The sequence below is a fragment of the Methylobacterium ajmalii genome (assembly GCF_036448855.1).
Lineage (GTDB): Bacteria > Pseudomonadota > Alphaproteobacteria > Rhizobiales > Beijerinckiaceae > Methylobacterium > Methylobacterium ajmalii.
The window spans coordinates 16,279-29,444 of sequence record NZ_JAZFXT010000009.1 but is presented as its reverse complement, the minus strand read 5'-3'; the positions used below and the strand labels follow the sequence as shown (position 1 = coordinate 29,444).

The 13,166-nt window shown below is 72.6% G+C and carries 12 protein-coding genes; 7 read left to right on the top strand and 5 right to left on the bottom strand.

Features of this window, described 5'->3' with window-relative positions:
• Positions 1-176 precede the first annotated feature (176 nt).
• Together metX and metW are read left to right on the top strand one after the other, a co-directional pair.
• Entirely contained in the window at positions 177-1,349 is a 1,173-nt protein-coding gene (gene metX / locus V3T34_RS03615; protein ID WP_060846491.1) for a homoserine O-acetyltransferase MetX, read from the top strand.
• Positions 1,346-2,002, top strand: a complete 657-nt coding sequence (metW, locus tag V3T34_RS03610) for a methionine biosynthesis protein MetW (RefSeq protein ID WP_060846492.1) — start codon at positions 1,346-1,348, stop codon at positions 2,000-2,002. The genes metX and metW overlap by 4 nt, the downstream gene beginning before the upstream one ends.
• A gap of 21 nt (positions 2,003-2,023) precedes the next feature.
• On the opposite strand, the gene V3T34_RS03605 is transcribed toward metW, so the two are convergent.
• The 3 genes from V3T34_RS03605 to V3T34_RS03595 form a co-directional block, all read right to left on the bottom strand.
• On the bottom strand, positions 2,024-2,434 hold the full coding sequence (locus V3T34_RS03605) for a type II toxin-antitoxin system HicB family antitoxin (protein WP_305078009.1): 411 nt from the start codon (positions 2,432-2,434) through the stop codon (positions 2,024-2,026).
• A 9-nt stretch (positions 2,435-2,443) separates the two neighbouring features.
• Positions 2,444-2,638, bottom strand: a complete 195-nt coding sequence (locus V3T34_RS03600; RefSeq protein WP_305078008.1) for a hypothetical protein — start codon at positions 2,636-2,638, stop codon at positions 2,444-2,446.
• 199 nt (positions 2,639-2,837) lie between these two features.
• Entirely contained in the window at positions 2,838-4,934 is a 2,097-nt protein-coding gene (locus tag V3T34_RS03595; protein WP_305078007.1) for an FUSC family protein, read from the bottom strand.
• 289 nt (positions 4,935-5,223) lie between these two features.
• Between V3T34_RS03595 and V3T34_RS03590 the strand changes: the two genes are divergently transcribed.
• Positions 5,224-5,628, top strand: coding sequence for a hypothetical protein (locus tag V3T34_RS03590; protein ID WP_305078006.1), 405 nt, complete (start codon positions 5,224-5,226; stop codon positions 5,626-5,628).
• A gap of 17 nt (positions 5,629-5,645) precedes the next feature.
• Positions 5,646-6,545, top strand: a complete 900-nt coding sequence (locus V3T34_RS03585; protein WP_305078005.1) for a polysaccharide deacetylase family protein — start codon at positions 5,646-5,648, stop codon at positions 6,543-6,545.
• Between the two features lie 18 nt (positions 6,546-6,563).
• Here V3T34_RS03585 and V3T34_RS03580 read toward each other — a convergent pair whose 3' ends face one another.
• On the bottom strand, positions 6,564-7,352 hold the full coding sequence (locus V3T34_RS03580; RefSeq protein ID WP_305078004.1) for an enoyl-CoA hydratase: 789 nt from the start codon (positions 7,350-7,352) through the stop codon (positions 6,564-6,566).
• 214 nt (positions 7,353-7,566) lie between these two features.
• Here V3T34_RS03580 and V3T34_RS03575 point away from each other — a divergent pair, with 214 nt between their 5' ends.
• The 3 genes from V3T34_RS03575 to V3T34_RS03565 all read left to right on the top strand — a co-directional run bounded on the left by V3T34_RS03575 (position 7,567) and on the right by V3T34_RS03565 (position 10,703).
• On the top strand, positions 7,567-7,956 hold the full coding sequence (locus V3T34_RS03575; protein ID WP_060846497.1) for a DUF3140 domain-containing protein: 390 nt from the start codon (positions 7,567-7,569) through the stop codon (positions 7,954-7,956).
• 311 nt (positions 7,957-8,267) lie between these two features.
• The gene (locus V3T34_RS03570; RefSeq protein WP_305078003.1) at positions 8,268-9,485 is read left to right on the top strand and encodes a COG3904 family protein; all 1,218 of its coding nucleotides are present in this window, start codon (positions 8,268-8,270) and stop codon (positions 9,483-9,485) included.
• Positions 9,486-9,575: 90 nt separating this feature from the next.
• Complete coding sequence (locus V3T34_RS03565; protein WP_305078002.1) at positions 9,576-10,703, top strand: FAD-binding domain-containing protein; 1,128 nt, start codon at positions 9,576-9,578, stop codon at positions 10,701-10,703.
• Between the two features lie 63 nt (positions 10,704-10,766).
• Here the strand turns inward: V3T34_RS03565 and katG are convergent, their stop codons facing one another.
• Positions 10,767-13,076 carry a catalase/peroxidase HPI gene (gene katG, locus V3T34_RS03560; protein WP_407942666.1) on the bottom strand — a complete coding sequence of 770 codons (2,310 nt, stop codon included), beginning with the start codon at positions 13,074-13,076 and terminating at the stop codon, positions 10,767-10,769.
• Between the last annotated feature and the right edge of the window lie 90 nt (positions 13,077-13,166).

Genomic DNA, 13,166 nt, shown 5'->3' with positions numbered 1-13,166 from the left:
TACGGGCCTCCGGAGATCGTTCTTCCGTCGATTGACGGCGCGACAGCGAAGCCCTACCTCTTTCGTCCGTTGAAGCGGAAATTTCGGACGCTTTAACGGCCGGTCCGGTTTGGAGAACGAACGACTTCCGGATTTTTCGTTAACGCCCGCCATCCGGCGCCAGCCCCGTGAGAAGCATGGCCACACCTCTCCTGAAGCCCGGGACCGAGGCCGCCTCCCAGGCGGTCGAGCCGACGAGCCCCGTCGCCCAGTTCGGGCCCGACGCGCCGCTGATGATGGATGCCGGTGTGGAGCTGGCGCCCTGGCAGATCGCCTACCAGACCGCCGGCACGCTCAACGCCGAGCGCAGCAACGCGGTGCTGGTCTGCCACGCCCTCACCGGCGACCAGCACGTCGCCAACACCCACCCGGTCACCGGCAAGCCCGGCTGGTGGGAGCGCTTGGTCGGTCCCGGCAAGCCGGTCGACACCGACCGCTACTTCGTGATCTGCGCCAACGTGGTCGGGTCGTGCATGGGCACGACGGGACCGGCCTCCCTCGACCCGGCGACCGGCCGGGCCTACGGCCTCGACTTCCCGCTGGTGACGATCCGCGACATGGTGCGCGGCCAGGCGATGCTGCTCGACCGGCTCGGCATCAAGGACCTGTTCCTGTGCATCGGCGGCTCGATGGGCGGGATGCAGGTGCTGCAATGGGCGGCGAGCTACCCCGAACGGGTCTTCGCCGCGATGCCGATCGCGACGGGTGCGCGCCACTCGGCCCAGAACATCGCCTTCCACGAGGTCGGACGGCAGGCGATCCTCGCCGATCCGAACTGGCATGGCGGGCGCTACCTCGACGTCGGCACGCGCCCCGCCAAGGGACTCGGCGTCGCCCGGATGGGTGCCCACATCACCTACCTGTCCGAGCCGGCGCTCCACCGCAAGTTCGGCCGCCGGCTGCAGGACCGGGACGCCCCGACCTTCTCGTTCGACGCCGACTTCCAGATCGAGAGCTACCTGCGCCACCAGGGCATCACCTTCGTCGAGCGCTTCGACGCCAACGCCTACCTCTACCTGACCCGGGCGATGGACTATTTCGACCTCGCCGCAGACCACGGCGGCGTGCTCGCCAACGCCTTCCGGGGCACCAGGACGCGGTTCTGCATCATGTCCTTCACGTCCGACTGGCTGTTTCCGACCGCCGATTCGCGGGCGATCGTCCACGCGCTCAACGCCGCGGCGGCGCCGGTCGCCTTCGTCGAGGTCGAGAGCGACAAGGGTCACGACGCCTTCCTGCTCGACGAGCCGGCGATGACCTCGGCCGCCAAGGGCTTCATCGCGGCCGCCGCCCGGGAGCGCGGCCTGTGAACGCCTCCGCTCCCCTCGCCCCCGCGATCCTGCCCCAGGACGCCACCGGCTCCTCGCGCATCGACCACCTGGTGATGCTGAACCTCGTCGAGCCCGGCTCCCGGGTCCTCGACGTCGGCTGCGGCGACGGCTCGCTGCTCGCGCTGCTGCGCGACCGGCGCGGCGTCGACGGCCGCGGCATCGAGCTCTCGCGTCAGGGCGTCAACGCGTGCCTCGCCCACGGCCTGCCGGTGATCCAGGGCGACGCCGACACCGACCTCGCCGCCTATCCGGACGACGCCTTCGACTACGTGATCCTGTCGCAGACGATCCAGGCGACGCGCCAGCCCAAGGCGGTGCTGGAGCACCTCCTGCGCATCGGCCGCCACGCGATCGTGTCGTTCCCGAATTTCGGCCATTGGCGGGTGCGCAGCGAGCTGATGCTGCGCGGCCGGATGCCCGTGACCGACACCCTGCCGGATCCCTGGTACGAGACCCCGAACATTCACCACTGCACGATCCGGGACTTCGTGGGCCTGTGCCGCCTCGTCGGCGCCCGGATCGAACGCGCCTCGGCGCTCGACGCATCGGGCCACCCGATGCGCTTCGCCCTGCCGTGGTGGGTGTGGAACCTCGTCGGCACGCAGGGGGTGTTCCTGCTCCGGCGGGAGTAACGGATCGTCGCCGACGAGGTCCTACCCGTCGGCCATGATCTTGTCCCGAGCCGCCGAAACCAGGAAGGCCGAGCGCGTCACGCCGCGCTCCTGCGCCGCGCGGTCGATCATCGCCAGGGCGCCTGCATCCAGCGAGAGGTTCACCCGCACCGTGCGGCCCTCGTCCAGGACGAGCGGCACCGTGGCGACCAGGATGGCATCGCGCATCGCCGCCGCCTCGTCCGGGTCGGCCATCAGGGCATCGGCCTTGCGCGGCTCCGGAGCTCCGAGGCCGGACGCCAGACGATCGCCGATCCATTCGCGCAAGGCCGCTCCGGCATCGGCGATGGCCTCGTCGATCGTCGCCCCCATGGCGGTGCAGCCGGGGCAATCCGGAAAGGCGGCCCCGTAGCCACCGGGCTCGCCGTCAATCAGGGCAATGTAGCGCGGCATGTCGTCCTCTCAGATCCAGCCGGCGGCCTTGGCGATGACGCGGGCGACACCGGGCGTGAGAATCCGGTGACGGGGCACCATGATCTTCACGCCGGGCCGGTCCGCGACAGCGAACTTCTCGTGCTTCGTCCCACCCTCGCTGACCCAGCCCTCGGCCAGGAGCCGCGCCACGATCGCCCGGGCCTCCGTTTCGACCTTCGGCATCGTCACGCTCCGTGTGTAGATATTTCTACACGGAGAGGTCGCCGACGCAAATACCCGCGAAAGGTCCCGGACATACCGCGGCAGGGTCGATGGCGGTGACGGCGCGGCGTGCGAATGTCCGATACCGGAGGTGATCCGGCTTTCCGCGCTTGGGTCGGACCCGACCGGCGACTTCCCGGAGACCGGCCTTGAGATAGCCTCACGTCGAGCTGCCGGCCTCCCGGGGGCCGATCCCGGCTCGCTTCAGCGTTCCGGCCAGAAGCTCGATCTGCGCGGCGATGCGCCCGAACGCCGTCGACTCCGCCTGCTCGGGCTTGGGCGGCAGCCGCTCGCCGGCAGCGGTGGCGGCGAGCGCCCGGGACAGCCAGTCGCGCCAGGCCCGCCACGTCGCGGCCTCGGCGCCCGCGGGCTCCGGTTCGTGGCGCAGGATCGCCAAACGCCCGGCCATGCGGCGGAGCGTGGCGTCGGCGACCATCGCGGCCTCGATGCGGGCATGCCCGCGGCGGCGCGGCTCCTGCAGGGCGCGGGAGAGCGCGGCCTCCAGGTTGTTGCTGGCAAGCCCCGCCGCCCGGGCGGCGGCCTCGGCGGCGGCGGACTGGGCGTCACCCAGGCGCTCCGCCACCACGGCGTCGGCGTAGCGGGCATGGGTCTCGAGGGCGGTGCGGAGCGCGTCGCGCACCCGGGCCGGCTCCCAGAGCGGCCACAGCAGCAGGCCCGCCAGCACCGCGACCGCCCCGCCCAGCACCGTGAACAGGGCCCGCATCCCGACGATCTCCCAGGACGAGTGCCCGGGCTCGACGAGCTCCACCAGCACCACGACGAGGGGCGTCAGGCAGGCGATGAAGGTGCCGTAGCTGACGCCGCGGGCGGCGAAGCCGAGGACGCTGAGCGGCACCATCATGGCGGCGAGGACCGGCGGCGAGGTGGCGTAGAACGCCAGCACCGCCCCGATCAGCCCGCCCAGCACCGTGCCGCCGACGCGCTCCAGCGCCCGCTGCCAGGTGGCGGCGTAGAAGGGCTGCATCGTCAGCACCACCGTGATGGTGAGCCAGTGGGTGAACGGGCCCGGCCACCAAGCAGTGACGGCGAGCGCCGGCAGCGCCACGACGGTCGCCCGCACCGCGTGGCGCAGGTTGGCCGAGGACCAGGTGAGGTTGGCGCGCAGCGGCTGCAGCACGGTCTCGCGCCAGGGCGGGGCCGGCGCCCCGGCGAGCCCGCCGCCGCCGGCCAGGTCCTCCGGCCCCGACAGCTTGGCGCCGATCCGCACCCGGTCGAGGATGCGCTCGGCCATCCGCCGCAGCGCCGGATCGGCACCCGGGCCTGGCCGGGCCCGGGCGAGCGCCCGCTCGATCCGCGCGAGGTCCACCGGCCGGTCGCGCCGGATCGCCCGCGACAGCACCTTCAGGGCCGGCGGCAGGAGGCGCAGGAGCCGGGCGGCCTCGGCCCGCTGCGCCGGGGTCGCGCGCTCGAGGTAGTCCGAGAGGGCGATCATCGTGCCGAAGAGCTGCTCGGCGGCCTCCAGCCGGATCAGCGCCCGGGCGTTGCGCTCCGACAGGCGGGCCCGGCTGCGGGCGAGGTCGAGCACCAGGGTGCGGGCGGCCTCGATCGCATCGCGCACCGCCCGCCGGTGGCCGCGGGCATGGGCCTCCCAGATGGCAGGACCGGTCTCCTGCGGCTCGCCCGCGAGCCGGCGCAGGTCGCGGGCGAGCCGCGACAGGCCGCGCCAGACGTCCCCGATCGCCGCATGGGCCGGCCGGTAGGGGTGGAGCCGCCACACCACGAGGGCGAGGAAGGCTGCCCAGAGCCCGCCGGCCCAGAACATCGCGGCGACGACGACGCCCTGGTGCAGGCTCAGCGCGCGGTCGAGGGCGAGGCAGAGCACCACCACCAGCACGTTGCCGACGGTCTGGGCCGGCACGCCCCAGACCCGCGCGAAGGTGCAGCAGAAGATGACCGCGAGCGCGACCGGCAGCACCAGGGCCGGGCCGTAGCCCTCCATCACCCCGAAGGCGCCCCAGAACAGGCCGCCGAGACCCGCGAAGGCGAGGAGCGCCCGCAGCCGCGGCCGGATCGGCCCGCCGATGTCGCAGAAGCAGGTCAGGTTGGCGGCGAGCGCCATGGTGAGGAGCGGCGGCCAGGCGAGCCAGGTGTGCAGCAGGATGATCGACCCAAAGGCCAGGGCCGCCCGCAGGCCCTCGATCACATTGATCCCGGTGAGGTCGGGGGCCATCGGCAACCGGGCGAGGTCGGGGCCAGGCTCGCGCAGGGTCCCGCGGCGGATCGGGGCGGGCTTCATCGGGCGGAACGGGGCACGGGGGGCGCTCGGGTCGCGGAGTCGGTGGGGCCCCGCGATCCGCACCGGGGCAAGCGGCATGCCCCTCGGCAGGCGACCGAACGGCGCGGTGCGGGTCCCGTCCCCGTTATAGGACGCCGGGCGGCAGCGTGCACCGCATCACGCCGACAGGCGTGCCCCGGGACGACGGAGATACCCGCCCTGGCGCGCGGGTGGGGTCGCGCTATGTCGCCTCGTGTCGAGCGAGCCCGGCCGCAGACCGGGCCGTCCCTGACGGAGGATTCGTTTGCCGATGCGCCTCTCCCGCCTGCCCGCCCTCACCGGCGCCCTTCTCGCGCTCGCCTGCGGCGGGGCCGCCGCCCAGGGTATCCGCAATGCGCCGCCGCCGCGGGCGCTGGAGACGGCGGCCTACATCTTCGCGGCGGCCAACGTCTGCGGCTACCGCATCGGCACCGAGGCGTTCGAGGCGCTGCTCGCCCGCTACCAGGTGACGATCGACGACGTGCGCCCGCCGCGCGGGCCCTTCGGCGCCAAGGTCCAGACGATCTTCACCCTGATGTCGAACCAGATGATGCAGAACCGCGACGCCGCCTGCCTGGCGGTGGCCGGCGAATACGGCCCCGAGGGCAAGGTCGTCCCGGGCATCCTCCTGCCCGCCGCCCCGGCCGAGGCGCCGGCGCCCTCCAAGCAGCCCTGACCGGCACGGAGACACGGATGAGCGACGAGACCCGCCCGCACGGGCGCTACGGCTACAGCGCCCTGCCTCAGCGCCTAGTCTACGACTGGCCCGGGGGGAAGCGGCTGGCGGTCTACGTCGCCCTCAACGTCGAGTGCTTCGCGTTCGGCGGCGGGCTCGGGGCCGAGCTGGCCCCGGGCGGGCCGCAGCCCGACGTGCTGAACTACGCCTGGCGCGACTGGGGCAACCGCGTCGGCGTCTTCCGCCTGGCGGAGCTGTTCGACGAGGTGTCGCTGCCGGCCTCGATCCTCGTCAACAGCCGCATCTACGCCGAGTGTCCCGGCCTGATGGAGGTGTTTCGCGCCCGCGGAGACGAGGTGGTCGGTCACGGCCGCAGCAACGCCGAGCGCCAGGGCACCCTGCCCGAGGATGAGGAGCGGGCGCTGATTGCCGAGGCGACCGCGGTCCTGGCCCGGGCCGAGGGCAAGGCGCCGGCCGGCTGGCTCGGCCCCTGGATCTCGCAGAGCCGCGCCACCCCGGACCTCCTCGCCGAGGCCGGGTACCGCTACCTCCTCGACTGGTGCCACGACGACCAGCCGACCTGGTTCACGACCCGCGGCGGCGGCCGCATCCTCTCGGTGCCCTACCCGCAGGAGCTGAACGACATCCCGTCGATCGTCGGGCGCAAGGATTCCGGCGCGCAATTCGCCGAGATGATCGTCGACACCTTCGAGGAGATGCGCGCCGCCGCCGAGGCCGCCCCGCTGGTGATGGGCATCTCGCTCCATCCCTACCTCGTCGGCCAGCCGCACCGGCTGCGGCCCCTGCGCCGGGCGCTGGCGCACATCGCCGAGGCCCGGGACGCGGTGTGGATCACCCGCCCCGGCGCCATCGCCGACCATGCGATGGCGCTGCCGGAGGGCATGGTGCCCGGATAGGTACTTTTCGCGAAGGGGTCAGCGCCCCGTCCAGCGCGGCGGGCGCTTGCCCAGGAACGCCTCCATCCCCTCGCGGAAATCGGCGCTCGTGTAGCAGCTCAGGATCAGATCGTCCCCGGCCTCGGACGGAGCCTCGTCGCGCACGCGGCGCAGGCCCTCCTTGGTGGCGGCGAGCGTCAGCGGCGCATGCCCGGCCACCAGATGCGCGAGGGCGCTCGCCCGCTCGGCCAACGCCGCGGCATCCTCCACCACCTCGCTCACAAGCCCGATCGCCCGCGCCTCCTCGGCCTCGATCAGGCGGGCGGTGAAGATCATCTCCTTGACCCGGGCGGCGCCGACGAGGGCCGAGAGCCGGCGCAGGTTGGCGACCGACAGGCAGTTGCCGAGGGTACGGGCGATGGGAAAGCCGAACCGCGCGTCGCGGGTGGCGATGCGCAGGTCGCAGGCGGCCGCGATCGCCGCGCCGCCGCCGGTGCAGGCCCCGGCGATCGCCGCGATGGTTGGCTTAGCGCAGCGCTCGACCGCGCCGAGCACCCGGTCCATGAAGCGCTCGTAGCCGAGCGCGTCCTCCGCCGTCGAGAAGGCGCGGAACTGGGCGATGTCGGTACCGGCCGCGAAGGCGCGCCCGCCCGCACCCTGGATCACCACCGCGCGGACCGCCGGGTCGGCATCGATCGCCTCGGCGAGGCCGTGCAGCCGCTCGTACATCGCGAAAGTGAGGGCGTTGCGCGCCTGCGGCCGGTTGAGGGTGATGCGGGCGATGCCCGCCTCGTCGACCTCGTGGAGCAGTTCGTCGGTCTCGGTCATGGCGGGCGCATCCGGGTGGGCTTCTGCGCCCGAGCCTAAGCATCATTCGCCGGGACGGTCACCGGTGGAGCGGGGCGAACGACGCGCGAATCGGCAGTGCGGTGCCGCTCCGCCGGCGGCCCGCCTCGCGGCCTGCCGAAGATCCGCGCGCGACGACGAACGCCGGGGCGCCCGCGACGTTGATGCGCGACCGGAATCGAGCAGGAGACGACGCATGAGCAAGCAGGCGGCATCCGATAAGGATCACGAGAAGAGCGACCACGAGGAAACCTGGACGGCCTTCCGCGAGGCGGTGAACATGAGCCCGGGCGAACTCGAGAAATGGCTCGACACCGAGGAGAGCCGCTCGGTCGGCTGGAGCGACGGCGCCAAGAAGGAGAGCGCCAAGGGCGGCGAATCGGTCGGCCATCACCAGGGGCGCCGGATCGTCGAGATCAAGCACACCAAGAAGGCTGACCTCACCGACGAGGATTACGCCGACATGCGCAAGGTCGCGTCCTACGTCAAACGTCATCTCGCCCAGGGCGGGCCGGAAAAGGACGCCGAGACCTCGCGCTGGCGCTACTCCCTCATGAACTGGGGCCACGATCCGCTGAAGGATTGAGGCATAGCCGCCACAGCGACATGGTGGCGCGGGGCAAGGCGCAAGTTTCTCCCGCGTCGCCGCATTTCGACAACTCTGTTCGCTCTCGGGCCGCACTGACGAAACGAACCATGCTCCGGCCGCAGTTCGGCCCGGATCTTGCTGACCCTTGCCCATGCCCCAGGGTCTTCGCATCGCTCCGGCGATGTGGCTGACTGGGGTCAAGCCGTAAGGCATCGCGAAAAGCGGGCATATGGGGGTCCGGGATGGTGGGAGCGGATGTGCGGCGGCGCCGGGCATGGTCCGGCGCGCGGGCGGGTGTGTGGGCCGGCATGCTGGCCGTCGTCCTCGCGGGTCTCGGCTTCGCCGACCGGGCCGGGGTCCCGGCGCTCGCCGTCCTGCCCCGCCCCGCCGAGGCTCCCCCCGACACCGCGCCCGACGGGCCGCCGACCCGGATCACGCTCGGCCCGGGCGGGCGCGACGTTCGCCTGTGGGGCGACCTCAACGACGGCGCCGCCGCGCGGCTGCGTCGCGTGCTCGACGCCAACCCGGGCGTGGCCCGCCTGCACCTGACCAGCGACGGCGGGCTCGTCGACGAGGGGGTGGCGATCGGCGAATTGGTGGCCGAGCGGGGTCTCGTCACCTACGTGCCGGATTACTGCGTCTCGGCCTGCACCCTCGCCTTCGTGCGCGGCCGCGAACGCCTGATCGTCGAGGACAGCCGGCTCGGCTTCCATGCCCCCTACGAGCCGGGCGCCTTCGGCAGCATGGTCCAGGTCGATTCGACCGAGGAGCGCGGCCGCTACCTCGCCGCCGGCCTCGAGCCCGGCTTCGTCGATCAGGCCCTCGCCACCCCCTCCCGTGACATCTGGATCCCCGACGCGGCACGCCTGCGCGCCGCAGGCGTCGTCACCCGGGTGGTCGGGCCGGGCGACCTGCCGGATTCGACCCTCGACGACGACGATTCCCTCGCCGGCGCCCGTGCGGCGGTGCTTCGCGCCGTCGACCTCCTCGCCCCGTTCGCGGCGCAGCGGCCGGGGGTGCTCGACGGGATCGCCGCCCGCTACCGCGACGCCTACCGCCAGGGCCGCAGCGAGAGCGAGGGGCTCGACCTCATCCGGGCCGAGGCCGCGGGCGCGATCCGGACCGCCTTCCTGGGCACCGACGACGCCACCCTGGCGGATCTCGGCCGCCTCGTCCTCGACGCCATGGCGGCGAGCGGCAGCGAGGAGGCCTGCCGCGCGGTCGGGCGGGACGGCGATCTCGTGGCCGCCGCCGAGGCCCTGCCGGATCGCAGGGGCCCCGGCCGCCTGGGAGACCTCCTCGACCGGGCGTTCGCCGGGCCGGCGCCCCTCGCCGCGCGGGTCCGGCCGACGCCGCCGCTCCTGGCCGCCGCCTCGCCCCTGCACGGCCACGCGCCCGGCTGCACCGCCCTGCGCCACCGCCTCGCCGGGATGCTGGCCCGCGGCGACACCTTGCGGCTGCGGGAGGCCCTGCTCGGCCGTACGGCCCGGCGCCTGGAGGCCTCGGCCCTGCCGGGAGAGCCATGACGCCGGCCGGTTGCGGCCGATCCGCCCAGCCCGGCCGCCGGACGTCCGCCACCCCCTGGCGCGCGTCGCGCCCGGACTAGTTTCCGCGGCATGTCCCATCATGCCATGACCCGGGCCGCCGGCCTCGATCGTCTCGCCGGCTTCCTGTCCGGCCCCGGCGCCGACTACGCCGCCGCCCGCAACACCGATCCCGGCCGGGACGGGGCGCCGACGACTTCGTGCCTCTCGCCCTACCTGCGCCGCCGGCTCCTGACCGAGGAGGAGGTCGCGCGGGCCGCGGTCTCGGCCTTCGGGGAGCGGGGGGCGGAGAAATTCGTCTCGGAGATCTTCTGGCGCACCTACTTCAAGGGTCATCTCGAGACCCACCCGGAGGCCTGGGCGGGCTACCGGGCCGGGCGAGAGGCCGGGAGGGTGCGCCTGTCCGACGAACCGGGCCTGCGCCGGACCCACGAGCGGGCGATCGCCGGCGAGACCGGCATCGACGGGTTCGACGCCTGGGCGGCGCAGCTCGTCGCGGACGGCTTCCTGCACAACCACGCCCGGATGTGGTTCGCGTCGATCTGGATCTTCACCCTGCGGCTGCCCTGGGAGCTCGGCGCGGCGTTCTTCCTGCGCCACCTCCGCGACGGCGATCCGGCGAGCAACACCCTGTCCTGGCGCTGGGTCGCGGGACTGCACACGCGGGGCAAACCGTACCTCGCGAGGCGCGACAACATCCGCGAGTTCACGCGCGGCCGTCACGATCCCGCCGGCCTGAACGAGGGCGCCGCCTCGCTGGATAAGGAGATGCCACCCCGGGAGGTGCCCCTGCCGCCGGCCGACGCCGCGCCCGACGGGCCGGTCGCCCTGCTCCTCCACCTCGACGACCTGAACCCGGAGACCCTGCCCCTCGGCGCCGCCCGGGTGATGCGCGTCGCCGGCCTCCTCGTCTCGGCCGAGGAGGCGTGCGAGACGGTGCGGGCGGCGGACGCGGCGGCGATGGCGGATGCGCTGGCCCGGGCGGCGGCGCATTTCGGCTGCCCCGTGGAGCCGATGCGGGACGGCTGGGCCGGCGGTCTGCCGGTGGCGACGCCGTACGCCCCCGTCGGCCCCTCGGCCGATGCCCTGCCGGCGAGCTGCTGCCGGATCCGGCGCGACTGGGACGAGCGGGCCTGGCCGCTGTCGAACCGCGGCTATTCGCGGCTGCGCGGCGCGATTCCGAAGCTGATGGCACCCTGACGGTACGAGGTCCCCTCTCCCGGGCGGGAGAGGGGATGCGTCTTCACGGGAACGACGACCCGCTCACGCGGCCTTCGGCGCCCCGGCGTCGTTGCGCTTCGCGTCGTAGCGGTCGAGCATCATCAGCTTGTGCCAGACCTTGACGAAGTCGCGCACGAACCGCTCCTGCCCGTCGCGGCCGGCATAGATCTCCACCACCGCCCGGAGTTGCGCGTTCGCGCCGAAGACGAGGTCGCAGCGGGTCGCCGTGAACTTCGTCTCGCCGGTCTGCCGGTCGTCGAGGGTGAAGGCGTGGCCCGCCCCGTCGGTCTTCTTCCACTCGTAGTCCATGCTGGTCAGAACGGTGAAGAAGTCGTTGGTGAGCGCGCCGACGCGGTCGGTGAAGATTCCGTGCCGCGAGCCGTCGTGGTTGAGGTTGAGCGCCCGCAGGCCCCCGGTCAGCACCACCCATTCGGGCGCGGTCAGCGCCAGGAGGTTGGCCTTGTCCAGGAAGACCTCCTCGGGCGCGACGCGGCCCTGGGTGATCTCGGCGAAGGACGGATCGACGTAGTTGCGGAAGCCGTCGACCAGGGGCTTCAGCCACTCGAAGCTGTCGGCGTCGGTGAGCGCGTCGGTGGTGTCCATCCGGCCCGGCACGAACGGCACCGGGGTCGCGGTTCCGGCTGCCTTCGCCGCCTCCTCGACGGCGGCGCAGCCGCCGAGCACGATCAGGTCGGCGAGCGAGACCTTCTTGCCCCCGGCCGCCTTGCCGTTGAACCCGGCCATAATGCCGCGCAAGCGCTCGATCACCGGCAGGGTGCGACGGTTGACGGTCCAGCCCGATTGCGGCGCGAGCGCCAGCCGCGCGCCGTTGGCGCCGCCGCGCTTGTCGCTGTTGCGGTAGGTCGCGACCGACGAGAAGGCCGTGAAGGCGAGGTCGGAGACCGACAGGCCGGTGGCCAGAATCTCCGCCTTCAGGGCGGCGATGTCGGCCTCGTCGACCAGCGGGTGGTCGACCGGCGGGATCGGATCCTGCCAGAGGAGATCGTCCTCGATCTTGGTCTCGGGGCCGACATAGCGCTCCTTCGGGCCCATGTCGCGGTGGGTCAGCTTGTACCAGGCCTTCGAGAACTGGAGCGTGAAGTAGTCGAAGTCGGACAGGAACTTCTCGCAGATCTCGCGATAGACCGGATCGGTCTTGAGCGCGATGTCGCTGGTCATCATCATCAGAGGATGCGACTTGCCCGGGATGTGGGCGTCGGGGGTGCGCGGCGCGTCCGGGTCGGTCGGCTCCCATTGCAGGGCGCCGGCGGGGCTGCGGGTCTGCTTCCACTCGAACTTGAACAGGTTCTCGAGGTAGCTGTTGTCCCAGGTCGTCGGGTTCTGCGTCCACGAGCCCTCGATGCCGTTCGTCATCGTGTGCTCGGCCGCGCCGGAGCCCTCCGGATTGTGCCAGCCCAGGCCCATCGCCTCGATCGGGGCGATCTCCGGCGGCGGGCCGATCCGGTCGGCCTTGACCATACCGTGGCTCTTGCCGAAGGCGTGGCCGCCGGCGATCAGCGCCACGGTCTCCTCGTCGTTCATCGCCATGCGGGTGAAGGTCACCCGGATGTCGCGGGCCGAGCCCATCGGGTCGCCGTTGGCGTAAGGGCCCTCCGGGTTGACGTAGATCAGCGACTGGTGCGAGGCGGCGAGCGGGTTCTCGAGGTCGTAATCGGCCTCGCCGTTCTTTCCGCGCCAGCGCTTGTCGCGGTTGACCATCTCGTCGAACGACTTGACGTTGGTCGGGTCCCACAGCTCGGGCCCCCAGTAGGTCGCGTTGTCGGCCTCCCAGGCATCCTCGCGGCCGCCGGCGAAGCCGTAGGTCGGGAAGTTCATGATCTCGAGGGCGATGTTGCCGGTGAGCACCATCAGGTCGGCCCAGGACAGGGCGCTGCCGTATTTCTGCTTGATCGGCCAGAGCAGGCGGCGCGACTTGTCGGTGTTGCCGTTGTCCCACCAGCTGCTGATCGGCGCGAAGCGCTGCAGGCCCTGGCCGGCGCCGCCGCGGCCGTCGGCGATGCGGTAGGTGCCCGCGGAGTGCCAGGCCATGCGGATCATCTGCGGGCCGTAATTGCCGTAATCGGACGGCCACCACGACACCGAGCTGGTCAGGAACTGCCTGATGTCGCTCTTCAGCGCCTCGTAGTCGAGCGACGCGAAGGCCGCCCGGTAATCGAACTCGGCTCCGAGCGGGTTCGCCTGCGGGCCGTTCTGGTGCAGCGTCTCGACGCGCAGGCGGTCGGGATACCACTGCTCTAGGGTCGGCGGCGTCGCCTGGGCGCCGCCGACGCGGTCGCCGCCGAACGGGCATTTGCCGGACAGGACGTCTTTATAGGTTTCCACGCCGTCGATCCTTCTGTGCCGATCGCGCTCGGGCGATCGGGAGGGGCGAGCGGGCGGCTCCGGTACGGGAACCGGGCTGCCCGCGAAGTCGCGCGCTGA

What these genes read in the sequence shown, in the direction of transcription:
- V3T34_RS03575 (WP_060846497.1), top strand. Translation starts at nt 7,567, where the DNA reads ATGAGCAAGCAGGCGGCATCCGATAAGGATCACGAGAAGAGCGACCAC.
- V3T34_RS03570 (WP_305078003.1), top strand. Translation starts at nt 8,268, where the DNA reads ATGCTGGCCGTCGTCCTCGCGGGTCTCGGCTTCGCCGACCGGGCCGGG.
- V3T34_RS03565 (WP_305078002.1), top strand. Translation starts at nt 9,576, where the DNA reads ATGTCCCATCATGCCATGACCCGGGCCGCCGGCCTCGATCGTCTCGCC.
- V3T34_RS03605 (WP_305078009.1), bottom strand. Translation starts at nt 2,434, where the DNA reads ATGCCGCGCTACATTGCCCTGATTGACGGCGAGCCCGGTGGCTACGGG.
- V3T34_RS03580 (WP_305078004.1), bottom strand. Translation starts at nt 7,352, where the DNA reads ATGACCGAGACCGACGAACTGCTCCACGAGGTCGACGAGGCGGGCATC.
- V3T34_RS03590 (WP_305078006.1), top strand. Translation starts at nt 5,224, where the DNA reads ATGCGCCTCTCCCGCCTGCCCGCCCTCACCGGCGCCCTTCTCGCGCTC.
- V3T34_RS03595 (WP_305078007.1), bottom strand. Translation starts at nt 4,934, where the DNA reads ATGAAGCCCGCCCCGATCCGCCGCGGGACCCTGCGCGAGCCTGGCCCC.
- metX (WP_060846491.1), top strand. Translation starts at nt 177, where the DNA reads ATGGCCACACCTCTCCTGAAGCCCGGGACCGAGGCCGCCTCCCAGGCG.
- V3T34_RS03585 (WP_305078005.1), top strand. Translation starts at nt 5,646, where the DNA reads ATGAGCGACGAGACCCGCCCGCACGGGCGCTACGGCTACAGCGCCCTG.
- V3T34_RS03600 (WP_305078008.1), bottom strand. Translation starts at nt 2,638, where the DNA reads ATGCCGAAGGTCGAAACGGAGGCCCGGGCGATCGTGGCGCGGCTCCTG.